The organism is Terriglobales bacterium, from assembly GCA_035651995.1.
In the GTDB taxonomy this organism is placed as follows: Bacteria; Acidobacteriota; Terriglobia; order Terriglobales; family Acidobacteriaceae; genus DASRER01.
Window position 1 is genome coordinate 1 of the sequence record DASRER010000012.1, and the last position, 24,277, is coordinate 24,277.

General features: G+C 64.2%; 21 protein-coding genes and 1 tRNA gene. 12 read left to right on the forward strand and 10 right to left on the reverse strand.

The window, feature by feature from the left end:
* Window positions 1-393: 393 nt before the first annotated feature.
* The 5 genes from VFA60_04595 to VFA60_04615 all read left to right on the forward strand — a co-directional run bounded on the left by VFA60_04595 (window position 394) and on the right by VFA60_04615 (window position 4,908).
* Window positions 394-738 carry a MoaD/ThiS family protein gene (locus VFA60_04595; protein ID HZQ91050.1) on the forward strand — a complete coding sequence of 115 codons (345 nt, stop codon included), beginning with the start codon at window positions 394-396 and terminating at the stop codon, window positions 736-738.
* Between the two features lie 76 nt (window positions 739-814).
* Window positions 815-1,726 (forward strand): sulfate adenylyltransferase subunit CysD, encoded by a 912-nt coding sequence (gene cysD, locus VFA60_04600; protein HZQ91051.1) that lies wholly within the window; start codon window positions 815-817, stop codon window positions 1,724-1,726.
* On the forward strand, window positions 1,726-3,447 hold the full coding sequence (locus tag VFA60_04605; protein HZQ91052.1) for a GTP-binding protein: 1,722 nt from the start codon (window positions 1,726-1,728) through the stop codon (window positions 3,445-3,447). The genes cysD and VFA60_04605 overlap by 1 nt, the downstream gene beginning before the upstream one ends.
* The gene (locus tag VFA60_04610) at window positions 3,440-4,198 is read left to right on the forward strand and encodes a sulfite exporter TauE/SafE family protein (GenBank protein ID HZQ91053.1); all 759 of its coding nucleotides are present in this window, start codon (window positions 3,440-3,442) and stop codon (window positions 4,196-4,198) included. Before VFA60_04605 ends, VFA60_04610 begins: the two co-directional genes overlap by 8 nt.
* Window positions 4,171-4,908 (forward strand): phosphoadenylyl-sulfate reductase, encoded by a 738-nt coding sequence (locus tag VFA60_04615; protein ID HZQ91054.1) that lies wholly within the window; start codon window positions 4,171-4,173, stop codon window positions 4,906-4,908. Before VFA60_04610 ends, VFA60_04615 begins: the two co-directional genes overlap by 28 nt.
* A 170-nt stretch (window positions 4,909-5,078) precedes the next feature.
* Here the strand turns inward: VFA60_04615 and VFA60_04620 are convergent.
* Window positions 5,079-5,155: transfer RNA gene (locus tag VFA60_04620), tRNA-Asp, on the reverse strand.
* 258 nt (window positions 5,156-5,413) lie between these two features.
* Here VFA60_04620 and VFA60_04625 point away from each other — a divergent pair.
* From VFA60_04625 to VFA60_04645, 5 genes are all read left to right on the forward strand, one after another.
* Window positions 5,414-6,001 carry an HdeD family acid-resistance protein gene (locus VFA60_04625; GenBank protein ID HZQ91055.1) on the forward strand — a complete coding sequence of 196 codons (588 nt, stop codon included), beginning with the start codon at window positions 5,414-5,416 and terminating at the stop codon, window positions 5,999-6,001.
* A gap of 135 nt (window positions 6,002-6,136) precedes the next feature.
* Window positions 6,137-6,772, forward strand: a complete 636-nt coding sequence (locus tag VFA60_04630; protein ID HZQ91056.1) for a 2Fe-2S iron-sulfur cluster-binding protein — start codon at window positions 6,137-6,139, stop codon at window positions 6,770-6,772.
* A gap of 18 nt (window positions 6,773-6,790) precedes the next feature.
* Window positions 6,791-7,792 (forward strand): xanthine dehydrogenase family protein subunit M, encoded by a 1,002-nt coding sequence (locus VFA60_04635; GenBank protein HZQ91057.1) that lies wholly within the window; start codon window positions 6,791-6,793, stop codon window positions 7,790-7,792.
* A 17-nt stretch (window positions 7,793-7,809) separates the two neighbouring features.
* Complete coding sequence (locus tag VFA60_04640) at window positions 7,810-10,083, forward strand: xanthine dehydrogenase family protein molybdopterin-binding subunit (protein HZQ91058.1); 2,274 nt, start codon at window positions 7,810-7,812, stop codon at window positions 10,081-10,083.
* 353 nt (window positions 10,084-10,436) lie between these two features.
* Window positions 10,437-10,727, forward strand: a complete 291-nt coding sequence (locus tag VFA60_04645; GenBank protein ID HZQ91059.1) for a MoaD/ThiS family protein — start codon at window positions 10,437-10,439, stop codon at window positions 10,725-10,727.
* 69 nt (window positions 10,728-10,796) lie between these two features.
* On the opposite strand, the gene VFA60_04650 is transcribed toward VFA60_04645, so the two are convergent.
* Together VFA60_04650 and VFA60_04655 are read right to left on the reverse strand one after the other, a co-directional pair.
* A complete protein-coding gene (locus VFA60_04650; GenBank protein ID HZQ91060.1) occupies window positions 10,797-11,444 on the reverse strand; it encodes an MEDS domain-containing protein in 648 nt (215 codons plus the stop codon).
* A gap of 142 nt (window positions 11,445-11,586) precedes the next feature.
* On the reverse strand, window positions 11,587-12,807 hold the full coding sequence (locus VFA60_04655) for a PAS domain S-box protein (protein HZQ91061.1): 1,221 nt from the start codon (window positions 12,805-12,807) through the stop codon (window positions 11,587-11,589).
* A 599-nt stretch (window positions 12,808-13,406) separates the two neighbouring features.
* Between VFA60_04655 and VFA60_04660 the strand changes: the two genes are divergently transcribed.
* Window positions 13,407-16,691, forward strand: coding sequence for a carboxypeptidase regulatory-like domain-containing protein (locus VFA60_04660; protein HZQ91062.1), 3,285 nt, complete (start codon window positions 13,407-13,409; stop codon window positions 16,689-16,691).
* A gap of 80 nt (window positions 16,692-16,771) precedes the next feature.
* Here the strand turns inward: VFA60_04660 and VFA60_04665 are convergent, their stop codons facing one another.
* Together VFA60_04665 and VFA60_04670 are read right to left on the reverse strand one after the other, a co-directional pair.
* Window positions 16,772-17,524, reverse strand: coding sequence for a hypothetical protein (locus tag VFA60_04665; GenBank protein HZQ91063.1), 753 nt, complete (start codon window positions 17,522-17,524; stop codon window positions 16,772-16,774).
* A gap of 83 nt (window positions 17,525-17,607) precedes the next feature.
* Window positions 17,608-17,997: a hypothetical protein gene (locus VFA60_04670; protein ID HZQ91064.1), complete on the reverse strand. Its 390-nt coding sequence runs from the start codon at window positions 17,995-17,997 to the stop codon at window positions 17,608-17,610.
* 83 nt (window positions 17,998-18,080) lie between these two features.
* Here VFA60_04670 and VFA60_04675 point away from each other — a divergent pair, with 83 nt between their 5' ends.
* A complete protein-coding gene (locus VFA60_04675) occupies window positions 18,081-19,814 on the forward strand; it encodes an ATP-binding protein (protein HZQ91065.1) in 1,734 nt (577 codons plus the stop codon).
* Window positions 19,815-19,876: 62 nt separating this feature from the next.
* On the opposite strand, the gene VFA60_04680 is transcribed toward VFA60_04675, so the two are convergent.
* The 5 genes from VFA60_04680 to VFA60_04700 form a co-directional block, all read right to left on the reverse strand.
* Window positions 19,877-21,076, reverse strand: a complete 1,200-nt coding sequence (locus tag VFA60_04680; GenBank protein HZQ91066.1) for a tetratricopeptide repeat protein — start codon at window positions 21,074-21,076, stop codon at window positions 19,877-19,879.
* Between the two features lie 148 nt (window positions 21,077-21,224).
* A complete protein-coding gene (locus VFA60_04685; protein ID HZQ91067.1) occupies window positions 21,225-21,803 on the reverse strand; it encodes a hypothetical protein in 579 nt (192 codons plus the stop codon).
* A gap of 28 nt (window positions 21,804-21,831) precedes the next feature.
* Window positions 21,832-22,593, reverse strand: coding sequence for a class I SAM-dependent methyltransferase (locus VFA60_04690; GenBank protein ID HZQ91068.1), 762 nt, complete (start codon window positions 22,591-22,593; stop codon window positions 21,832-21,834).
* Window positions 22,590-23,885: a DUF711 family protein gene (locus VFA60_04695; protein ID HZQ91069.1), complete on the reverse strand. Its 1,296-nt coding sequence runs from the start codon at window positions 23,883-23,885 to the stop codon at window positions 22,590-22,592. Before VFA60_04695 ends, VFA60_04690 begins: the two co-directional genes overlap by 4 nt.
* Window positions 23,882-24,268, reverse strand: coding sequence for a cupin domain-containing protein (locus tag VFA60_04700; GenBank protein ID HZQ91070.1), 387 nt, complete (start codon window positions 24,266-24,268; stop codon window positions 23,882-23,884). The genes VFA60_04695 and VFA60_04700 overlap by 4 nt, the downstream gene beginning before the upstream one ends.
* Between the last annotated feature and the right edge of the window lie 9 nt (window positions 24,269-24,277).

A 24,277-nucleotide genomic window follows, 5' to 3' on the forward strand; every position in this document is an offset into this window, starting at 1 on the left:
TGCGCCGACGAACCCGACCGATGGTGTGCTTTGTGAACGTCAAAAGCGTGGACCGAATCATCTACTCCATTTTCCAGAGATTTACCCTGGAATGGAAAACCCGCACCCTCAAGCTATTTACACAAGCCGCGTGACATCACCAAGGCCCGAGTGCAGGTTGACAGTCCGAGGGAGACTCTGTAGATTGGTTGCGATAGCAAAGGAGGGGCGGTTTGAAGAATGCGCGCCAGACGATGGGACGAGCGGCAGCGATGCACACCTGCGCCTGTTGTCCTGCCATCTCATTCGGCGCGTGGAGGTCGCTGACCTAAGCCTTAGCTATATCAGGTTTTCAAGAGGCCCACTCGCTACAACCGGCTGAGTGGGTCTTTTACTTTTTGGAGCGAGCACGCGATGTCAACTGAAGGCCTCAAGATCCATGTTCCGGCGCCTCTACGTCAGTACGTCGATGGCCAGGCGGCGATTGCGGTCTCTGGCCAAACCGTCGGCGAGGCCCTTACCCGCTTGACGCGGCTTCATCCCGATTTGCGGCGTCATCTTTATCAGGGCGGCAAGCAGCGCGCCTCCGTGAACGTCTACGTCAACGATGAAGACGTTCGTTATCTCGGCAAAGAAAACACACCGCTGCAGACAGGGGATGTGATCTCCATCGCGCCTTCGATCGCCGGGGGCGCCGGTGTCTGTCGTGCCATGTGTTGTTGCGCAGGTGCCCATACACGCCCACGGCGATACCGATGATCTAGCCAGCAGGGATTTCAAGATCAGGGCCATCGCCAGACAGCAGCGGCGATGGCTTTTGTGTTTGTGCAGAGAAATGGCATTGACCCATACCCAACTCGATCACCTGAAGCGGCTGGAAGCGGAGAGCATTTTCATCCTGCGCGAGGCAGTCGCCGAGTTCGCTCGCCCGGTCATGCTGTATTCGATCGGGAAAGACTCTTCCGTCATGCTCCGGCTGGCGCAGAAGGCCTTCTTCCCCGCGCCGATCCCATTCTCGCTGCTGCACATCGACACCAGCTACAAGTTCCGCGAGATGATCGCGTTTCGCGATTCGTACGCGCGACAGATCGGCGCCGAGCTGATCGTCCACACCCATCGCCAGGCGCTCGACGACGGCGCCAATCCGTATTCGCTGGGAACCCAGAAATGCTGCGGCCTGCTGAAGACGCGCGCGCTGCTGGATGCCCTGGCTGCGGGCGGCTTCGACGCCGCGTTTGGCGGCGCGCGGCGCGACGAAGAGAAGTCGCGCGCCAAAGAACGCGTGTATTCGTTCCGCGACCGCCAGGGGCAGTGGGACCCGAAGAACCAAAGGCCGGAGCTGTGGAGCCTGTACAACGGCCGGCATCAGCCGGGCGAGAGCATTCGCGTCTTTCCGCTGTCGAACTGGACGGAGCTCGACGTCTGGCTCTACATCCAGGCCGAGCAGATTCCCATCGTGCCGCTCTACTTCGCCAAGGAGCGCGAGGTCGTCCTGCGCGGCGAATCAATCCTGTTGCTCGATAGTGGCGTCCGCCTGCTGCCAGGCGAGAAAACACAAAAACTGAAGGTCCGCCTGCGGTCCCTGGGCTGCGCCCCGTGCAGTGGCGCCATCCGCTCGGAGGCCGACTCGATCACCGCGATTATCGAAGAGATGGCCTCGTTTCGCCGCTCGGAGCGCGAGAACCGGGTCATCGATCACGACGAGGAGGGCTCGATGGAGCTGAAGAAGCGCGAGGGCTACTTCTGATGGCAGACCTAATCCTTCCACGTCAGTGGGGGCCGACAGCTGACGTGATTCCGCTCCCTCGAACGGACGGCCTGTTCCGTTTTACGACGGCAGGCAGCGTCGATGACGGTAAGTCCACGCTGATCGGCCGCCTGCTGTATGACACACAAACCGTCTATGAGGATCAGGTCGATTCGGTGCGCAAGAGCCGCATCAATCGCTCGACGGGACCGCTCGATTTTTCACTGCTGACCGATGGCCTGCGCGCGGAGCGCGAACAGGGCATCACAATCGACGTCGCCTACCGCTACTTTTCTACACCCCGCCGTAAGTTCATCATCGCCGATACGCCCGGGCACGAGCAGTACACGCGCAACATGGTGACGGGCGCCTCCACCGCGGACGCCGCCGTCGTCCTGATTGACGCCACCAGAGGCCTGCTTCCCCAGTCGCGCCGGCACGCCTACATCGCGAACCTGCTTGGCATCCGGCACCTCATCTTCGCGGTGAACAAGATGGATATGGTGGGCTACGACCAGGCGGTCTTCCGCCGCATCGAAAGCGCAGCTCAGGGCCTTGCCGGGCGGCTCGGCTTGCCCGATGCCTGCGTCGTGCCGGTCAGCGCCCTCGAAGGCGACAATGTCGCGCGCCGGAGCCGCCGCATGGATTGGTTCAGCGGCCCGTCGCTCCTGGAGTTGCTGGAGGTCCTGCCCGCGGCGGAGCAGCGGCGCGACGACTCGCCTCTGCGTTTACCGATCCAGTATGTCATCCGTCCAAACGCATCTTTCCGTGGCTTTGCTGGACGAATCGCAGCTGGAACCCTGTCCCCAGGCGATGCCGTCCTAGCGCTGCCGTCGGGGCTGCAGACGCGCATCCGCTCGATCGTAAGTTACGACGGCGATCGCCAATCGGCGACAGCGGGCGAGTCGATCACCGTAACGCTCGACGATGAGATCGATCTGGGCCGCGGCGACCTACTGGTCTCCCCGCAGGCCGCGCCTGCGGTGTCGCGGCGCGTCCGCGCCACTTTGGTCTGGATGCATGCCGAGCCGCTGGATCGCAACCGCTTCTACCTGCTGAAGCACACGACCCGAATGGTGCGGGCGCGCATCGCCAAGCTACTTCATCGCATCGACGTCGAGACGTTTGCCACGACGCCCGCCGAGACGCTTTCGCTCAACGACATTGCGAGCGCCGAAGTCGAGGCCATGTTGCCGCTCTGGTTCGATCCCTACCGCTTCAACCGAACCATGGGGAGCTTCATCCTGATTGATCCGATCTCAAATGCCACGGTAGCAGGGGGAATGATTGAGCGAAGTGTTGCGGCAGAGCAGAAACTCAGCAGCCACCCCAAACCTGTCTCCGCGGCGGAACGTCAGGCACGCTTCGGTCACCGCGCAGCCGCCGTCTGGATTGAGGGCGAGCCTCGTCTCGCCGAGCAACTCGAACGCGCGCTGTTCGATGAAGGCTGGCTGGTCCAGTTGATTTCGACGAGTGACTTCCGTCCCAGCGAGTTGCTGACAGTAGCCAAGGCCATGGGACTGGCAGGTGCGCTGACGATCTTCGCCGCATCCGCCGCCGGCAAAGCGCAGAGCACAGCGGTTGCGGCGTTGTTCGAGCACACGTTCTTCCTAGGCGGGCCGTCGGGCACTGGCGACCTGGAAGGGTTGCTCTCCGAGCTGCGGAGCTGGCGTTCAAGTCTTGATTCACAGAATCCTCGAAAGGAGATCGAAAGTGATTGAGGTCTTGATTGGACTTGGCGGCGGACTCCTGATCGGCTCTACCGGAATCGGTTCGGGGTCGCTGATCGCGCCGCTGCTGATCCTGGCGGGATATAGCCCTGCAACGGCGGTCGGCGCTGGTCTGGTGTCGCTGGTGGTCTCGAAGCTCACCGCCACCGAGCTTCATCGGCAAATGGGACACCTGCCCGGCCGCCGTGCGCTGCCGCTCGTCATCGGCGGTCTGGGCGGCGTCGCCCTGACTGCCCTCGGAACACGATTCGTCAGTCGCTGGGACGTGCAATTCGAGACGATCATGAAGCTTGCGCTCGGCGTCGGCTTGCTGGGCGTCGCCGCGACCCTGCTCATCCCGCGAAGCGCGGGATCGCAGCTGCGCCGAGCTTCACCCTTCACGGGCCATCCGGTGCTGCTGCTGTCTCTGGGTGCGGGAGTTGCGCTGGTCGTAGCACTCACGTCGGCGGGCGCTGGCGGTTTGCTCATTCCAGCCTTGCTGATCGTCACGCACTGGGAGCCGGCCGAACTGGCCGCCGTATCGAACTTCTATGGCACAGCCGTGGGCGCCGCCAGCATTCTTCTCTATGTCGGCTATCACAGCCTCAACTTCCCGCTCATTGGCCTGGTGCTGATCGGCTTGCTTCCGGGAGTGCTGTTGGGAACACGCCTTTCGCGGCGGATCTCACGTCCGTGGCTGACGCGCGGCGCGGGAGTCGTTGCCGGCTATCTGGGATGCGCGCTGCTCTGCTCGAGGTTCTGATGGAGGAATTCAGCGTGACCGAGACAGTAGAAAACGCTCGCGAAGTCGCGGAAGGCTGGAGCGCGGTGCTGGTGCTCGGCTGGGGATTCGAGCATTTCCACCCGCACATTGCGATTGCCTCCAGCTTCGGGCTGGAGGACGTGGTCCTGATCGATATCGCGGCCTCAATCAGGCCCGCATTGAGCATCTTCACCCTCGATACCGACTTTCTGTTTCCTGAGACGTACGAACTGATCGAGCGCGTGCAGGCCCGTTATGGAATCGTCGTCGAGCGCATCCGGCCGCCGCTTTCGCCGAGCGAGCAGGCCGCAAGCCACGGTGCGTCGCTCTGGCAGCGCGATCCCGACCTCTGCTGCCAGATCCGCAAAGTCGAACCGCTGCAACGCAAGTTGGCCACGCTGAAGGCTTGGGTGACGGGCATTCGCCGCGAGCAGTCGCCCACGCGTGCCCACGCGCAGAAGATCGAGTGGGACGCAAAGTTCGGCCTGGTCAAGCTCAACCCGCTGGCCGATTGGACCACGCCGCAGGTGTGGGACTACGTCCGCAATCGCGACCTGCCCTATAACCCGCTGCACGACCGCGGTTATCCCTCGATCGGATGCACGCACTGCACGCGCCCCGTCCAGCCGGGCGAAGACCCGCGCGCGGGGCGCTGGGCCGGATTCGGCAAAACCGAGTGCGGGCTGCATATCGCAGAGGAGAAAGATTAGGCATCTGGGCCTTTGTACTGAGAAATTTCATTGTGAGGGAGGCTTGCAAGTGGCAAGCTTTGGCGCTTTCGTGCGTCTGTGCTGAACGAATGGCTCACGCAAAAAACGGCCGGCTGAAGCAGAACCGAACCCATGCCGTCGAGTGCGGCGCTCGTAAGTTATTGAAACAATGGCGGGGACGACGGGACTCGAACCCGCGGCCTCTGCCGTGACAGGGCAGCGTTCTAACCAACTGAACTACGTCCCCGCTTTTGTTTGCGGTGGGTGAGCGGAAAACCCTTGCGATACTGGCGTTCCGTCGGTTGCCACGAATTCGCCAGCTGCATCCCATTCTCACGCAAAGTTGCTGCGCGACAATATTTTGTCGATTGTAACAGACAGAGGGTGTTTCGTCGCCCGCGGCTGCCTGATCCGATTCGCGAATTGTCATGCCGCGCGGCGATCACCGAGTTGGATTGAGGCATCTGTGTAGGCAGATGGGTGCGAGGGGGGCCTTATGGTCACAATGGCAACTCCGATGTTCATGGACCTGGAACGGCTTCGCCATCGCTGGGGCTGGTTCCTGGCGCTTGGAATCCTGATGATCGTGGCGGGGACGGTTGCGTTCTTCACGATGCCGGTGGCGACCCTGGCCGCCGTGCTGGTGCTGGGATGGGTCATGGCTTTCAGCGGCGCGGTGGAGCTGGTCCAGGCATTTCGAGTGCGCAAGCACGGCGGCAGCCTGTTTCTGCACATCGTGGGCGGAATTCTGGGTTTGGGGGTCGGCCTGCTCGTGGTCACGCATCCGGTGGCCGGCGCCCTGGCGTGGACGCTGTTGTTCGCGTCGTTCTTCACCGTGATCGGGCTGTTTCGGATCATCGCGTCCGCCAGCCTGAAGTTTCCGGGATGGGGCTGGGCGCTGTTCGACGGAATCGTCACGCTGGCGCTGGGCATCCTGATCTGGGCGCAGTGGCCGTGGTCCGGGCTGTGGTTCCTTGGCCTGGCCTTGGGCGTGTCGCTGGTGCTGCGCGGCTGGACCTACACGATGCTCGCCATCGGGCTTCGAACGATGCTGCGCGAGCCGTTGCCCGATATTCGACAGCGCGCCGCTTAAACCAGCCTCACCCGCAACCCTGCTGAAGTCTGACTTTGACTGCCACGACGAATTTCACGTTTTTTGTGCATCGCATTCATGCACCTTCCATCGAAGGGTGTAATGTCTTGAATGCGGTTCGAAGGGAGTCCACCTATGCCGAACCAGTCAAAGCCGGAGCCGCTGAAATCCACCCGACGCAAATTTCTCTCAGCCACGGGAAGCAGCGCGGCAGCCGCCGTGATGGCAAAGTACGCCAATGCTCGGCCGGGTAACGCGGTGGAAACGGCCGAAGCCCCGGTTGACGCCGGGGCGTCGAGCGCCGCGGGCGCAGTCGCGATCACGCTGCGCATTAACGGCAAAGACTCACAGCTTCGCATCGATCCGCGGAGCACGCTGCTGGATTGCATCCGCGAATCCGCCGTCCTGACCGGAACGAAGAAGGGTTGCGATCACGGGCAGTGCGGCGCTTGCACGGTGCATGTGAACGGCAGGCGCGTGGTGTCATGCCTGAGCCTGGCATTGATGCACGAGGGCGAGGAGATCACCACCATCGAGGGCCTGGGCGCGCCGGAGGCGCTGCATCCGATGCAGGCCGCGTTCCTGGCCTGCGACGGCTACCAGTGCGGATACTGCACTTCGGGCCAGATCATGTCGGCGGTGGCGCTGCTCAAAGAACCCTGCGGTCCCGACGACGCAGCGGTGAGGGAACTGATGAGCGGCAACATCTGCCGGTGCGGCGCCTACGCCAACATCATTGCAGCGATCCAGCAGGTCCGGAAGACCGCCTAGCGGCGAGGAGGGGCTGGTATGCACACGTTCGAATTCACGCGAGCTGAGAACGCGGCGTCGGCGGTGGCAACGGCGGCGCAGGCCAAGACGGCGCAGCAGGGCGCCGAGATAAGGTTCGTGGCCGGCGGCACGACGCTGATCGACCTGATGAAACTGAATGTGGAGACGCCGCAGCGGCTGATCGACATCAACCGGCTGCCATTCGACAAGATCGAGGAGCTGCCGAACGGCGAGCTGAAGGTTGGCGCCATGGTGCGCAACTCAGACCTGGCGCACCATCCGAAGGTGCAGCGCGACTATGCGGTGCTGTCGCAGGCGATCTTGTCGGGCGCATCGGCGCAGCTGCGCAACATGGCAACAACGGCGGGCAACATTCTTCAGCGGACGCGCTGCGTGTACTTCCGGGACACGGCAATGCCGTGCAACAAGCGGGAGCCGGGCACCGGTTGTCCGGCCATCACCGGCAGCAATCGCATGCTGGCGATCCTGGGTACGAGCCAACATTGCATCGCCACGAACCCCTCCGACATGTGCGTGGCGATGGCAGCGCTGGAGGCGACGATTCACGTGCAGGGCAGGAAGGGAGAGCGGGCGATCCCGTTTGGCGACTTTCATCTTCTGCCCGGGAACACGCCGCACCGGGAAAACGTTCTCGAGCCGGGCGACCTGATCACGCACGTTACGCTGCAGGCGCCGAAGGCGGGAAGCCGGCAAGTGTATGTGAAGCTGCGCGACCGCTCGTCGTATGAGTTTGCCCTGGCATCGGCGGCGGTGGTGATCACGCTCGCCGGCGGCAACGTGAACTATGCGCGGGTGGCGCTGGGCGGCGTGGCCACCAAACCGTGGCGCTCAACGGAAGCCGAAGCGGCGCTTACGGGTAAGGCGGCCAGCGCGGCGAACTTCCGCAAGGCGGCCGAGGCTGCCTTGCGCGGCGCCAAACCGCAAAGCGAGAACGGATTCAAGATCGAACTGGCCAAGCGCTGCCTGGCGCACGCACTGCAAACCGCGGCCAACGGCTGAGCGGCAGAGGAGGAGAGATGGCGACAGCAGAACAATCCCCGGCGGTTTCTCCTATCGGCCGCGACACGGTCCGCGTAGATGGCGCGCACAAGGTGAGCGGCCGGGCGCAGTACACCTCCGACTTCCACTTCCCCGGAATGCTGTACGGCGTGCCGGTGGGGGCGACGATCGCCAGCGGCCGCATTGTGAAGGTGGACACGGCGGCGGCCGAGAAGATGCCGGGCGTGCGCGCGATTTTTCACCGCGGCAACATTGGAAAGATCTTCCGATCGACCGTGGAGCCGGGATTCGAGGGCATCTGCGAAGAGCGCCGGCCGCCCTTCGACGACGATGTGGTCCGCTACTATGGCCAGTACATCGCCTTGGCCGTGGCCGACACGTTCGAGGCGGCCAAGGCGGCGGCGGACGCGGTGCAGGCAACGTGCGCGGCGGAAAAACCGAACGTAGAACGTCACCTGGTTGCAGACGATGATCCCGACCAGGTGCTGACCAGCTTCGGACCGCGGCATCGGCTGGACAGCCATCGGGGAGACCCGGACGGCGCGTTTGCCGGCGCGCCGGTCAAGCTCGACGAGACCTACGTAACGCCGACCGAGACGCACAACCCGCTGGAGCCGCACGCCACCACCGCGATCTGGGACGGCGACAACCTGACGCTGTACGAATCGTCGCAGGGCGTGGTCAACCTGCGGGGCGTACTGGCCCAGATGTTCGGGTTGCCGAAGGAGAACGTCCGCGTCATTACGAAGTTCGTCGGCTCCGGCTTCGGCGACAAGCTGTTTCCGTGGACGCATTGTCCGCTGGCGGCAGCGGCAGCGCGGCAGGCCGGCAAGCCGGTTCGGCTGGTGCTGAGCCGCAAGATGATGTTCCACGGGGTCGGGCATCGGCCGCGAACGCAGCAGCGGGTGCGGATCGGCGCCACGCGCGAGGGCAAGCTGCTCTCGCTGCAGCACGATTACATCTATCAGCGGTCCATGCTGGACGCGCACCACGAGGATTGCGGCGAGGCCACGCCGTTCCAGTACAGCGTGCCTAACCTTCGGGTTACGTTCGGCCGGGCGAAGCGCAACATCGGCGCGGGCGCCGACATGCGCGGGCCCGGCGCCGTCCCGGGACTGTACGCCACCGAGTCGGCGATTAACGAACTGGCGCACCGGCTGAAGATCGATCCGGTGCAGCTGCGCGTGATGAACGAGCCGAAGATCGACGAGGGATCCGGACTTCCCTTTTCTTCGCGCCACCTGGTGGAGTGCTTCCAGTTGGGCGCGGAGAAATTTGGCTGGTCGAAGCGCACGCCCGCCGTGGGTTCGATGAAGCGCGACGGCCTGACGCTGGGATGGGGCATGGCGGGCTGCGCCTGGCTCGCCGGGCGCTTCGCGGCGGCGGCGAACCTGCAGCTGCGTGACGACGGCACGGCGCGCGTGGCGTGCGCCACGCAGGACATCGGAACCGGTACGTACACGATCCTGGCGCAGCTTGCATCGCAGAAGACCGGCGTGCCGCCGGAGAGGGTTGAAGTCGCGCTTGGCGATACTTCCCTTCCCGAAGGACCGATCTCGGGCGGTTCGCTGGCCACCGCGTCGGTGGTACCCGCCGTGTTCAAGGCGGCAGACGGCGCCATCGGCACGTTGATGATGGTGGCGGTCACTACGCCCGGCTCTCCATTCGCTGGCCGCAACCCCGAAGACCTGGCCTTCGAAGGTGGGCGAGTCTTCGCGAAGGGTGACGGACCGGGCAAGGGAGCACCGTTCGCCGATTTGCTGCGGCTGGCAAACCTGCGCATGGTCAGCGGCAGCGGCAGCTCCGAGGCGACATTCGGTGACCAGAACGCAAAGTTTTCACAACACTCCTTCGGATGTCACTTCGCGGAAGTGACGTGGCAACCGGAAATCGCCCGCTTGCGGGTGAGCCGCGTGGCAACTGTGATCGACGCAGGCAGGATCATCAATCCGCTTGCCGGGCGCAACCAGATTCAGGGCGCGGTGGTGATGGGGGTGGGCATGGCCCTGCTGGAGCACACCACCTACGATCCGCAGAACGGCGCCCCAATCAACAGCAGCATGGCTGACTACCTGGTGGCGGTGAATGCCGACGCGCCCGCCATGGACGTGCACTTCCTCGACTACCCGGACAAAGAAATCAATGAACTGGGCGCGCGCGGCATTGGCGAGATCGGGCTGGCGGGGATTGCCGCGGCGATCACCGATGCAGTGCACCACGCGACGGGTGTGCGCGTCCGCGAGCTGCCGGTCAGGATCGAGAATCTGCTGGCGGAGGGCGCCGCGAGCTGAGCCGCCAGGTGAGCTGGAGGCGGAAAATTCTTCGCATCATCCAGCCCGGCTGGGCATCGGATGAGTGAAAGCGGACGCTTGCCAAAGCGTGGCTTGCCAGGACGGCGGCTGATTGACAGGCAGGACTGGACTGGTTAGAGTTTTTGTTTCAGAGGCAATCGCAAAGACTTGATTTCACGGCGCCAGATCGCGAAGGGAGATGCGTGCTGCTGTTGCTGCGCGTGTTGTTGTCCCGGTCGTCTGGCGCGTGCTGAGTCCTGAGGTAAGGCTTCCTAAAAGCTTGATCCAAGGGCCCACTCGCCAGAGCGACGCGAGTGGGCCTTTTGCTTTTCTGAGCAGACGACGAGGAGACCATGGCAACTGAATCGCTGAAAGTAAATATTCCGACGCCGCTGCGTCCTTACGTGGCCGGGCAGGCGGCGGTGGACGTTTCTGGCGCGACGATCGCCGAGGCGCTGGGCAGCCTGACGTCGCGGCATCCGGAGCTGCGCCGGCACCTGTACGGCGAAGACGGCAAGCTGCGCGCTTTCGTGAACATCTACGTGAACGACCAGGACATCCGCTATCTGCAGCGGGAGAGCACGCCGCTGCAGGGCGGCGACAGCATTTCGATTGTTCCTTCGATCGCGGGCGGCAGCTTCTGATAGATGAAAAGGACGCTGTGAACCGAGGTTCGTCCTTGGGTCAGGGCGAATGGCCGGCGGCGAATTGAGTCAGTGCCTTGGCCGGCCTTCCATCACGCTGCGCAGGCGGTCGCGGCTGGCGGGGTCGGCATAGGTTTCCGCCGGGATGACGTGCGAATGTTCGGCGCACAAGCGGAGCAGCGCGCTGCCGTCGGCTTCGCCGACGAAAGCGGAAACGGGATAAGCGCAGCGCAGAGAAAATGACTGCGTCTGCGCAAGCTGGTTCCACAACACTTCCAGGCGGAGAGCGGCATCGTGGAGTCCATCCGCCCAGAGCAGGGCGACCATTTCGCCGAACGCCGCAATGCAACGCTGGGCGCTGTGGGCCGCCTGGCGCGCGTCGTTCATCATTCCGCCCATGGCGGAGGTAAAGCGCTCAGCGTCGGGCCAGGAGTCGACCGAGAAACGGTCGAGGGTGTGGCGCGCATCGGCGAGGACGAACCGGCCCTCGGAGAGGGCGGGCGCCGGGTCGAGGCCGCGGTCGCGCAGCCGCTGGGTGAGGCCGTCGCGATGTGCGCGCGTGGCGATCACGATAGCGGCGTCGCCCGAGAGCAGCGCCCCGCCCACAAACTGGGCAAGGGTATCGAGCAGAAAACCATCGTCGGAGTAGAACTGCACCGTGTGCGGCGTCAGGTTCGACTCGAGTTGCACGTTGGGATCAGTTGCTGGCGTACTCACGCGCACTTCCCCCGGGCAGCATGAATGTTCCGTGAAAACGAGTTCCCTCGGAAGGTGGAGGTAAAGCCTGGGCGGCGGGTTGTCCGCGGCAACTGGACGATTTCGGGCAGCCCGCCCGCGTCCGCAGCCGCTCTGCTAACGTTCATGATTCCGACCCTTCGGACGGGAGGAAGACAGAGAAGACGCTGCCGGTTTTTCCCGGGCCGGTGCTGCTGCGGAATCGAATGCTGCCTTCGTGCTTGGAAACGAGTCCACTCACCACCCACAATCCCAGGCCGGTGCCGCGCTCCTCCTTGGTGGTGAAGAACGGCTCGAACAGATGGCCGCGGATTCCGGCCGGAATTCCCGGACCGTTGTCAGCCACAACCACGCTCACGCCCGTGGCGCCGTCCTTCCAGTTGCGGGAGAGGCGCGTCCGAAGACGAATGCGGCCGCCTGGCGGCAGCGCTTCAACCGCGTTGCTGATGAGGTTGCCGAAAAGCTGGCGTACTTCCACCGGGTAAGCGCGAATCCAGCCCTGAAAATCGTATTGGCGCTCGATGGTGATACGGGACTTGTGCATCTGGTGCTCGAATACAGCGATTACGTCGTCGAGCACCTCGGTCACCGCAACCGGCACGGCGTCGAGACTCTCGCGGTAGAACGACAGCATTTGCCGCGAGATGTGCGACATGCGGCGGAGTTGGATCTCGGCCATCTCAACCAGCTTGCGCGTTTTATCGTCGAGCGTCTTCTGAAACGAGATCAGCGAAAGCAGGTTGCTGACCGCCTGCATGGGATTGTTGATCTCGTGCGCGATGGTGGCGGCGAGCTGGGCGGCGGCGGCGAGTTTTTCGGCGCGCCGCAGCGCCTCCTGGGCGCGCTTGGCCTCGGTAATGTCGCGAACAACCTTGGCGGCCCCGATGATGTGACCGCTGGCGTTGCGCACCGGCGAGATGGAGAGCGCCACGTTGATGCGCCGGCCGCTCTTGGTCACGCGAACGGTTTCGAAGTGGTCGATGCGCTCGCCCCGCACGATCTTGGCGAGAACCTCCTTCTCACCTTCGTGCAGCTCGGGCGGAATGATGGTGGTGATGGGCCGGCCAATGATTTCGTGCGCCTTGTAGCCGAAGATCCGCTCCGCGCTGGCGTTCCAGCTGGTCACGATGCCGCGGAGGTCTTTGCTGGCGATGCCATCGTCGCAGGACTCGACGATGGCCGCCAGCATGTTGGTGTTTTGTTGGAGCGTCTTGGGGACGGTGGTGGCGAGAGGACCGGGCGCGGACGGGATGACGCTGTGGATCCCCTGGCGGCCTGAGTTCGTGGTTGTTTTTGGGCTGCGCCCGCGTCGCGCAACCAACTCCGGGCCTGACTTCTTAGTCACCGTTGAACGCAATCCTGCATCCTGGCCGAATCCACTCGCAGGCGGGCGACAGGTCATCCCATGCGGCCTTGTCCGGGAATTCTCTCTCGTATCCGGTGAGCGACGGGAGCGTCGGCGCGTGATTCTTCTTGAATTATAGACGGCTTGCTGATGACAGCTTCGCCGTTGAAGTCCCCCATCAACTTCACGTTCGATGCGGCAAGGTCCGGAAGTGCTGCCCCGAACTGCACACGAGGGTCGCCAGAGATAAGTTGCCCGTCTCTTCAGAGAGAGAGACTTCTCTGAAAAAAAACGGGTGCCGCTGAGCCTGCTTTCGGCAGCGCTGCACAAGCCACGCCGGGGTCCAATCAGCGCGGGCCAACGAGGTGGAGCTTGCACTCGTCATGCAGAAACCCTCGCCGGGCACCGCCTGCCTGTCCTACTGCGTGACCGTTCGTCCCAGTATTCTGGGAACAACCATCCTTTTGCAGGGACAAGCCACGAAAGTGCCATAGGCAGCCGGTACTCCGAGTGATAAAACGTGGCCCACCAAAGCAGGCCCAACGGGCCCCCCAGGCCCAGTACAGGTTTCCCATCCTGTTTTTTCGAGAGGTTAAAGTATGACGCGCACTTCGAGTCCGGCGCGCACCGTGGTGTTATTGGGCGCGCTGACGCTGACATTTGTGCTTGCGGCGACCGTGGCGCAGGCGCAGCTAACGACGGGAACCATCTCTGGAACAATTTCCGACAAAACCGGCGCGGTGATCACCGGCGCCCATGTGACCCTGCGCAACATCGATACTGGCGCCACCCGCACCACCGAAACCAGCGGCGAAGGCCGCTACACGTTCATCGGGTTGCCGGTGGGCAACTACGAACTGACGACAGAGATGAAGGGCTTCGGCCGCTATGTGCGCGGTCCGATCGTGCTGTTGCTGAATCAGAACGCGGTCATCAACGCCACGCTGAGCCCGGCAGCGGCATCGGAGACAGTGACCGTCACCGAAGACGCTCCCCTGGTGAACACGGTGAGCACCGACGTGGGCGTGCGCTTCGACGAGCGCCGCCTGACCAACCTGCCCAATTATGCGGCCACCTCGAACGGCAACCTGCGCGACGTGTTCTCCTTCGCGCTGTCGGCGCCGGGCGTGAGCCAGCTGAACAACGGGAACGCAGTGTTTGCCAGCGGCGTCAACTTTTCAGTCAACGGCATGCGTCCGCGCGGGAACAACTTCATCATTGACGGCCAGGACTCGAACGACCCCAGCGTGACCGGTCGCCAGCAAGTGATGAACAATCCTGACATCGTGCAGGAATTCCGCTTGGTGACGAACCAGCCGCCGGCCGAATACGGCCGCGCCGCAGGCTCGATTGTGAGCGTGGTGACGAAGAGCGGCACGAACGCGCTTCACGGGTCGGCGTTCTGGTTCCATAACGACAAGAACCTGAACTCGCCCAGCAATCTGGACAAGTTGAACCTGAAACTCAATGGCGATGCGCCCTTCCGGCTGGAGAACCAGTACGGCGGCACGCTGGGTGGTCCCGTCAAGAGGGACAAGGCCTTCTTCTTCGGATCGTATCAGCGCTACACCGACGGCAACCTGGGATCGGGCACGACGATTACGGGCGTGCCGACCGCGGCGGGCAGGACGGTGCTGCAAAACGCCGTGGGCTCTCGTCCGCAAGTGCAAGCGCTGCTGAACTTCCTGCCGGCGGCGACCTCCGCCGGGACCGCAACCTCCACGTTCTGCACGAACGGCGAAGCGACCAGCGCAACCGCGCCGTGCCCGAACGGCGGTACCAGGTTCACCGTGCCGCTGGGATCGCTGAGCGGTTCGACGCAGTCCATCCAGTCCTGGGACCAGTTCTCGCTGCGCTACGACCACAACCTGACGGCACACAATATCTTCGGCGCCCGGTACCTCTATAACGACAACGCCTCGAATGGCACCGGACAGGCGAACCCGCCGGGCAACGCCACCGTGGGGCTGAGCCGGACGCAGGCCATGTCCACGTGGGTCAACAGCACGATCACGCCGAGCATGCTGAACGAGGCGCGCCTCTCGTGGCAGCGGCTGAGCAGCAAGACGCTCTCGCAGAACCCGGCATCGGAGAGCATTCCGTCCATCGAGATCACCGAGCTCGGGCTGCTGGGCTTCAACGCCGGCGCGTCACGGACGGCGATCGGCCTGGCGGTCAACCTGCCGCAGGCGCGCAACAACAACACTTACCAGTTGCAGGACACGCTTTCCTGGAACAAGGGCCGGCACCAGTGGAAGTTCGGCGCCGACGTGCGCGACATTGACGTGCTGAGCGACTTCAACCCCACCATCCGCGGCCGCTTGAGCTACTCGACCCTCGACCGCCTGGTGAACGACTTCCCCGAGACAGCGATCATCAATCGCCTGCTTCCCGGCGGAAAGCGCTTCATCGGCTATCGCTGGTGGGACTTCTACTTCTTCGGGCAGGACACCTGGCAGGTGAAGCCGGGGCTGACGCTGAACCTGGGCGTGCGCTATGAAAACCCGGGCAACGCGTTCCAGGCGCTGTACCGGCTGAACGACAGCATACTGGCGGCCAACGGCAACAATCCGGCCTTCGCCTTCACCGACCGCCCCGGCCGCGACAACAACAACGTGCAGCCCAGAGTAGGGTTCAACTGGAACCCGCGCACGCGCACCGAGGGCCTGCTGGGACGGCTGAGCGGAGGCGACAAGACGGTCATTCGCGGCGGGTACTCACGCACGCATGACTACGCGTTCATCAACATCGCGCTGAACGTGGCCACCGCGTTTCCATTCCAGGGCGCGTTCAATTCGCCCAATCTGCGGAACGCGTACACGATTCTGCCAACCCTTACGCTGAATCCGGCCACGGCGAGTACCACGCAGACGCGGACCACGATCACGCCCGACTTCCACACGCCGGAAGCGGACCAGTTCACGCTCGAAATCCAGCGCGGCATCAAGTCGAACAACGTGGTGCGCGTTGGCTACGTGGGGACGATGGGCAACGAGCTGTTCATGTCGCAGGACGGCAACCCGGTGGTGCCGTGCGCATTGCCCACGGTGGCCTGTCCGACAGCCGCCGCCAATCGCGTGGACACGTCGAAGTTCGTGATCCGGCGGCGCTCCAACCGGGCCGAGTCAACCTACCATTCCCTGCAGGCGTCGTTCGATCGCCGCTTCGCGCATGGTCTGGCGGTGGGCGCGCACTACACCTGGAGTACGTTCATTGACACCATGTCGGACACATTCAATCCGAGTTCCGGTGAGGTGGCAATCCCGCAGGACTCGTTCAACATCAAGAAGGGGGAGTACGCGCGCTCAACCTACGACCGGCCGCACCGCTTCGTGATGAACTCCTACTACGAGCTGCCGTTCATGAAGAACCAGGCAGGCGTTTTGGGACGAGTGGTCGGCGGGTGGCAGTTGACCGGCGTGGTCACGTTCCAGAGCGGCACCCCGTTTACGGCCCAGAATGGCTCCGATCCGTCTAACCTGCTGAGCGGCATCTCCGGACTGGTGGGCAACTCCATCCGGCCGATGGCGCCCAGCATCGACATCTCCGGCATGTCACTGTCGCAGATTCTTGCGGCGGGCGGGCGGACGCTGTTCCCGCAGATTACGGCGGCATCGATTGCGGCGGGCGGGCCGCGCCTGGGCAACCTGGGGCGCAACACGCTGCGCAGCGATGGCGTCAACAATCTGGACTTCAGCATCGGCAAGAACTTCAGGATTATGGAAGGACATCAGTTGCAGTTCCGCGCCGATGCCATCAACATCACCAACACGCGCAATTTCGGCGTTCCCACCGCCTTGGTGAACAACGCCGGGTTCGCCAACGAGAAGAACACCGACGGCGGCAATCGCCGCGTGTTCCTCTCGCTGCGCTACGCCTTCTGACCGCAGTTCGCAGCAAAGCCCCGGCGCCTTCAAGAGGCCGGGGCTTTTCTGCTGCTTTGAACTTCTGACGAGAGCGCTCGCTAAGCTCCGCGCAGCAGCACAACCACGAGAGCAACGATCTCCGAGGCGATGACCGAGACCCATAGCGCCTCTCGCACGCGGGCGAAGCGCAGGTCGCGCCGAAGCTGGTCTTGCATTCGCACCAGTTCGGGATCGGCAGCCTCGGGGCGCGAGGGCGTGGCCGACGCGCTGTTTCCTTCCGGAATCGCCGAGGCGGCGGGCAATTCTCGCGCCGCCGGCGCGGCCACCGGCGTGGAGTACTTGGGTCCGCTGATTAGCGACGACCAGCGCGGAAGCTGGAGCCATCCGGTTTGTCCACCCGGGTCCACCGGCTGCGCGGTCAGCCGCAGGGCGGGCAGCGAGCGGCGCGTGAGCGAATCGCGCACGCTTCCGGCCAGAGACGTCCACCAGCCATGCGCGAGCTGGTCGCCCACCAGTTCTCCCACATACACGGGGCGCGAGGTGAGTTCCAGCGGCGGCAGCAACTCGGGCGAGATCACGTCGCCCAGGTTGGTGAACACGGTGCGATACCACGGCAGCGCGATCAGGTCGCCGAACAATATGCCGACGTCTACCGGATGCGACGTCAGCTCCAGCGGCGGAAGCTCCTCGCGGGAGATCCGCTCCGCGAGCTGGAGGGCGAGGGAGCGCCAGGTGGAAAGCGACAGCTCCGCGGGCGGAAGCAGGTCGACGTCGAGGTCGGGCGTGGCGTCCAGGCGCGGATACACTGCTCCAGAAGCGGGAATCAGCGACTTGGGAACGAAACTCAGCAAGAGTTCACAGTTTACAGTTCACAGTCTACAGACACAGCGGGCGGCGCGACGTTGCGCGAAAAAATACGGTGGCGTGGAGAGGGTCAATCCCGCGGATCCAGCTTGCGATCGAACCAGATCCAGAGCACGCGGGCGTAGAGGGCGAGAAGCGGCGCCAGCGGCAGCGAGATGAGCAGGCCCCAGATGACGGCCCGGTCGGCGCGGAGTCCCGCGATCCATAGCGCGGCCGAGGCGAGAGCAATCGCGACGAGCGCGAGCGCATAGCTGATGTACATCGCTCCGAGAAAATAGCCTTCTTCACGCTCGAACTTCAGATCACATACGGGGCAGCGCTCGCCCATGGCGGGCAACAGCCGGCCGGCGCGCCGCTCGAACATTGCGCCGGCTCGGCAGCGCGGACAACGGCGCCGGGCGATGGCGCGCAGCACGCCCGTGGGCGGCGATCCGGAAGCAGAGGCGGCGCGCGACTTCATTCCAGCTCGATGATACGCCGCGAGCTTTCGCCGCTGCGCTGCGAGTCGCGTGCTGCCGTAGAATTGTCCCGAGGAGATTGCGCTTGCGCAGCCGCATCTTCATCAAGATCGTCGGCGCCGCCCTGGTGGTGATCGCGGTGGCCACCGCGACCATGGACCTGAGCGTGCGGCGAGCGTGGGTGAGTTCCCTGCGCCAGCAGATTGAGCGTGGGCTGTCGCAGAAAACAGCGCTGTTCGCGCAGCGCGTGCGCCGCGTGGACAATCCAGAGCTGCCAACGATGGTTCGCGAGGTGGCGGCGGCGGCCGCGGCGCGCGCTACCGTGATCGACCGCGGCGGCAAGGTACTGGCCGATTCGGAGGCCGAGCCCGCCACCATGGAAAACCACGCCACCCGGCCTGAGTTTGCGGCCGCGCTGGCCGGTCACGGCGGCACCGATACGCGGCTGAGCCACACGCTCGGGATCGAGTTCCTCTACGTAGCTGCCCCGGTGGAAGGCGGCGCGGTTCGCCTGGCATATCCGCTCTCCACCATCCGCGAAGTCACGGCCGAAGCGCAGCGTGAGTTGCTGAAGGCGTCGGCGGTCGCCGCTCTGCTGGCGCTGCTGCTTGCCGGGCTGGCAGCTCAAGTCATCTCGAAGCGCCTGCAGCGGATCATCGAGTTTGCCGAGCGCGTGCAGGCCGGCGACCTGAGCGCGCGGATCCAGGAGTCGTCATACGACGAAATCGCGCAGGTGGCTTCGGCGCTGGACACCACCGCTCGCCGCCTGGAAGAAAACTTTGGCGCGCTCGAGAACAGCCGCCGGCAGCTGGAAACGCTGCTGAACAGCATGGAAGACGCAGTCGCCGCGGTGGGCCGCGACTCGCGGCTGCTGTGGGCAAACGGCGCGCTGGAGCGGATGCTCAGCGAACCGCCGCGCTACGGTGAGCCGCTGGTCGCTACGCTGCGCGATCCTGAATTGCTCGGCGCCGTGCGGGCCGCCCTGGAAAGCGGAGTGCAGCGCCACACCAAGGCGCGGTCGCTTCGTCCCGGCCACACCTACGACGTGACCGTCGCTCCCATGGCCGGGCTGGGAGTGGTGGCGGTGTTGCACGACGTGACCGAAGTGGAGCGGGTGGAGCGCACGCGGCGCGACTTCATCGCCAACGTCTCGCATGAGCTGCGCACGCCGCTCACTTCCATCCAGGGGTATGCGGAGACGCTGCTCGATGCCGGCGGCGACGGCAACACGCGCGAGTTCCTGGAGACCATCTGCAAGAACACCGCCCGCATGTCGCGCCTGACCGAGGACCTGCTGACGCTGGCGCGGGTGGAGTCGGGCGAACTCAAGCTGGAGCTGGACGCGGTGCAGCCGGCCGAAATCCTGGAGGACGCGCGCAAGAGCCTGGCCGACCGCGGGCGCGAACGCGGCGTGGAGCTGGAGATCGCCAACGAAGCTTCGGCCGCGGTGCTCGCCGACCGCGACGCCATCCACCAGGTGATGACCAACCTGATCGACAACGCGCTGAAATATGCGCCGGCGGGCCGGCTGATTCTGGGCGCGCGCCAGATCGCCGCCGATGAGGAAGTGGAGTTCTACGTCCGCGACAACGGGCCTGGCATCGCCTCCGAGCACCTGCCGCGGCTGTTTGAGCGGTTCTATCGCGTGGACAAGGCGCGCTCGCGCGACTCAGGCGGCACCGGGCTCGGCCTGGCGATTGTGAAACACATCGTGATGAACCACGGCGGCACGGTGCGCGTGGAGAGCGAACTGGGACACGGTTCCACCTTCATCTTTTCCCTGCCGCTGGCGCCGGTCGGCGAAGCCGTCGCCGGCTAGGCTTGCTCCAAAACAACAGCGGCCCCCTCGCGGCGGGCCGCTGTCCGCAATCTCAGCGATGCTTACTTCCGCATGGCGGTCTGCAACTCTTCCAGCTTACGGAGCTGCTGGCGCACGGCGTCCACGTTCTGGGCGTTGGGCGCGATCTCGAGATAGTTCTTCATCTCGTGGATTGCGCCGGGATAGTCCTGCTTGGCGGTCAGGATTTGCCCGAGCAGCAGGCCCATGCTTGGCAGCTTGTGGGCCGAATCAATGCGCAGCCCCATCCGCGCGGAACGCTCGGCCTTGTCCAGATTGTTCAGGTTCAGGTTGGAGAGCGCGCTGAAGAAGTAGCTCGCCGGAAAGTCGAGAGGGTCGAGTTCCAGGGCCTTGTCGGAAAGCTTCTGCGCCTCCGTCCAGTTGTTTTCGCTGACGGCATACTGCGCCAGCGGCAGCAGCGGGTTGACGTAGCGCGGATCCGCGGCAAGGGCGCGATTGAAGGCGTCGCGCGCGCCATCCTTGTCATCTTTGGCGCGGCGCAGCATTCCGAGCTGATACCAGGCTTCGGCGTGCTGATCGTAAATCTGCGTGGCCTGCTCGAAGTACTTCTGCGCTTCGTCGTCTTTCTTCTTCTTCAACGACGACATGCCGTTATCGAACGCCTTACGCGCCTCCTTGGGCGCTTTCAGGCTGACCACGCTCACGGTGGTGCCCTGAACTTTTTCCAGGCGCTGGAGCACGATGAAGCCCACGTCGGGTGAATCGAGCGACTTGTGCATCGTGAGGTCGACCGTGGACGAACGATAGCCGGCGAGCACGGCGCGGAGTTCGCAACCCATCAGGTTGTACTCGCCGGTGCTGGTGAGCCCGTTGTCGAAGGTGCCGAACTGACTGGAATATGTATCGGCCGTCATACCGGGGCGCCCCTGCATCGTGTCACTGGAGATGCCGATGCTGGCGTCCTGCATCATCTCGAAGTTGCGTCCGAGCTGGAAGCTGAAGCCGCCGTGGCTGTCGGTGTAGGCCTCGCGATGCGCGCGGCCGCTGCAAACGCGCTCGATCACGATGCCATGAGGCGCAGGCGTGCCGTCGTCCATCACCACCTTGCCGGAAAGAAACATCGGGCGCGCTTCCTGAGGACGCTGCGGCGTGGTCGGAACACTCGGGCGCGACACCGTCCCGCCTCCGGTTGTGCCGCCGCCGGTCGTGCCGCCGCCACCGGTACCACCACCGCCGCCGCCTGTGCCGCCGCCACCGCCTGTCTGCGCCAGCGCCACAGACATACCAAGCAGCAAAATCAAGGAAAGCAAAAACAAGGGAGGCCGACGCGACGAGGTCATTGGGTACCTCCAGGGGAGCTACATTATACGTCCGTTCCCGAAAACGCTGGTCTTTTTTGAGCCCTGGTGTGGGACGAGAGGGAACACGGGATCAGCGTTTCGTCCCACCCTTCAGGTACTCGGCCGGGAGCGGGCTTTCGGGACGTTCACTGTCCCAGAAAATGGTCACCACCCACCAGCGCTTGCCATCGTTGAACAATTGGATGCTGTTGATGCCTCGCGCAAACGGGGGCTGCGCCTTGTCGTGCCGTGACTCGTAAGTGCTGAACGCGTGGGCGATGCTGCCAAAATGCTCGAGCACTCGTGAAACTTCACTCTCGTAAAAGGCGCTCTGCTGGAAGTTGGCGCCGGCGCGCGCGATGTACTCCTCGACCGTCAGCGCGCGGTAAGAGATTCCGTCGGGACGCCTGACCGTGGGAATAAGCCGCGCTTCGGGAATGAACAGCGAACGAAGGCGGTCCCAATCGCGGCTGCCGGCGGGGCCGGAGATGACGTCGTAGAGCGCGGCGATGATGTGGTCGATCGAGTCCACGTCGCCCGGACGCGCCACCGGAGCCGGCTTGGGCGCCGCCGGGGCAGCCGCCGGAGCAGGGGGCGGCGCCGGTTGCTGTGCCAGCACCGGAAGGAAAGAGATGAGGAGAAGTGAAAGAAATCGGGCGATGTGTTTCATCGGTTCCCTCGTTGTGAGTGATTTGCGATCAGGGCTTCACGACCCTGACGATTCCGATCGGCGGAAACGCGGCCAGCGGGTTGGCGCGGTAGCGCTCGACCTGTGCTCCCGCTGCTTTGAACACGCGGGCGTAGTCGGCGGTGTGACGGAAGTCGGAGATGACGGCGCATCCGCCACGGCGCAGCACGCGCAAAATTTCGCGGCAGGCAGCGTCGCGGCCCTCGCGCTGGTAGATGTTGTGGATGCACAGGTTCGAGAGCACCACGTCGAAGCTGCCGTCCGGGAAGCTCATCTGGCGCGCGTCTTCGTTGCGGACTTCGACGCGGTCGCGCACTCCTTCCAGTTGAGCGTTGCGCAGCGTGTTCTCCATGCGATTGCCGCTCAGGTCTTCGGCGTTCCACACGTCGATGCCCACGGCGCGGGCGACACCGGGCGATTTGGCGGCGCCGATCATGAGCAGCCCGCGGCCGGTGCCGACGTCGAGCACTGCTTCATTGCCGCGCCACGGAACCATGCGCAGCATGCGGTCGCGATGCCGGAATTTGCCCCAGCGCGCGTACACCAGCATGAGTACGGCTTCGAGAAAACACGCAGTACCGGTGGCGAGCATGGTGGGGCGCAGGCCGAGATTCACCGGGCCAATGTGCACGCGCGGCGGAAACACGACCGCGATCGCAAACGCGGCCACGGCGACGAGTGCGAGGTTGCGGATGACGCCGGGCGCATCAATGCCGTAGTCGGGTTTCCCGGCGGCGGCGACTTGGGCGGCGGCTTCGCTCGTGAGCGTCACTCGGGCAGCGGATGGATCTTCGCGTTCACCAGGTACGGATCGTCGAATGCGGTCATATCACCGGCCTTCTTGCCGGTTTCCGGCTGCAGGCGCGCGCTCAGCGGCTTGTGCCACTTGAAGGCGAGCGCGGCCATGTCGCCAATGATGCGCGCCATCTGCTCTTCGGTGACCTCGCCGGGCAGCGGAATCGTGTCGAGCCCGGTGCCGCACACGGCGGAGTAGGCGAGCAGCGAGTCGAGATTGTAGGTGCCTTCGGTCCAGCGCTGCGCCAGGCGCGCGTCTTCCATCACGGGAAGCATCAGCCCGGCGTATCCCACTTGCTTCACCGGGACCGCTTTCACTGCCTGGGTGATGACAGAGGCTGCCAGCAACGTGCCGCTGGAGCCGAAGCGCGCGCCGGTGAAGCTCTCGATGGCGGCGCCGATGCTCACGTCTTTCAGCGGCGCCGGCGTGGGATCGAAGCCCATGTACTTCCAGCCGGTCGATTTCTGCACCTGGTTGCCGATCTCATCGGCGACGCGAGCGTGCGCGGCAATGGCGCGCGTGAGCTGGTCGGTAGCGGCATGCGGTTCGCGCGTCACGGCGAAAACGCCGGCGACAAGTCCCGCACCTTCAAAACCGATGCTGAACTGCTTGCCCGCGCCAGAGTGATACGAGCCGGGGAAAAACGGCGCGTAGGGTTGCAGCATGGCGGTGGCAGCGAAGTTGAACGTGCCCTGGCTGTTGGGCGAGTGTTCCTCGGCATACTTGATGACGTGCGCGGCGGCGCGCACCGACTTCCAGTGAATGCCGTCGTCGCCCGCGACGTGGAGGCTGGCGTTCAGGCTCGTGGTCGAAAGGACCTCGCCGAGCAGGTCAGCCATGGCCGGATCGTCATTGTCGTTAAGCATGGCCGGCCCGATGTTCGGTGCGATCTCGATTCGTTGCCGCTTGCCCTCCGCCTTGAGGAAGTCGTCGTACTCCCTGAAGAAGGCGAGCGCCTGCTCGCGGCTGAGGCCACGGACATAGTCGGGAAAGGGCTGCGTAGTGATGCGGACGGACTGAACCGTGTATCCGCGCTGCTCGAAGGCTCGGCGCGCCTGGCCCAGAACGCTGAGCGCATCGGCCACCTGCTGTTTGTAGTTCGTGCGGTCGAGCCGGACAAAGGCGGTAATGGCGCGGACATTGGGGCGGGCCGTGGCAGGCGAGGATGCGGCAGGCTGCGCCTGCGCAGCCATGCACCCGGCAAGCATCAATAGCGCCGCCACATACTGCCAAACATTTGAGGAATACTTGAACGCAGTGCGCATCATTTTTTCTTCCGGTCCTGCTCGGTGCCGGGCTTGCCGTCGCGCAGGTAGTTGTCGGTGCGGTTGCGCCAGTCTTCGCGCGGCGGGTTGAAGATGTCGATGTCAATGGTGTCTTCCAGCGCCTCGGCCTGGTGCGGGACGTTGGGCGGAATGCACAGCACTTCGCCGCCGCGGACCACAACTTCCTTACCCTCGATCAGGAATTTGAGAGCGCCCTCGACGATGTAGGTGATTTGCTCGTTGTGATGGCTGTGCATGGGCACCACGAAGCCCTTGCGAATGACGATGTTGGCGAAGGTCATGGCATCGGTGACGATGCAGCGGCGCTCGAACTGCGGCGTGATCTTTTCGTTTTCGACGTCGGCCCAGCGGATGTGGCGGAACACGATGTCCTC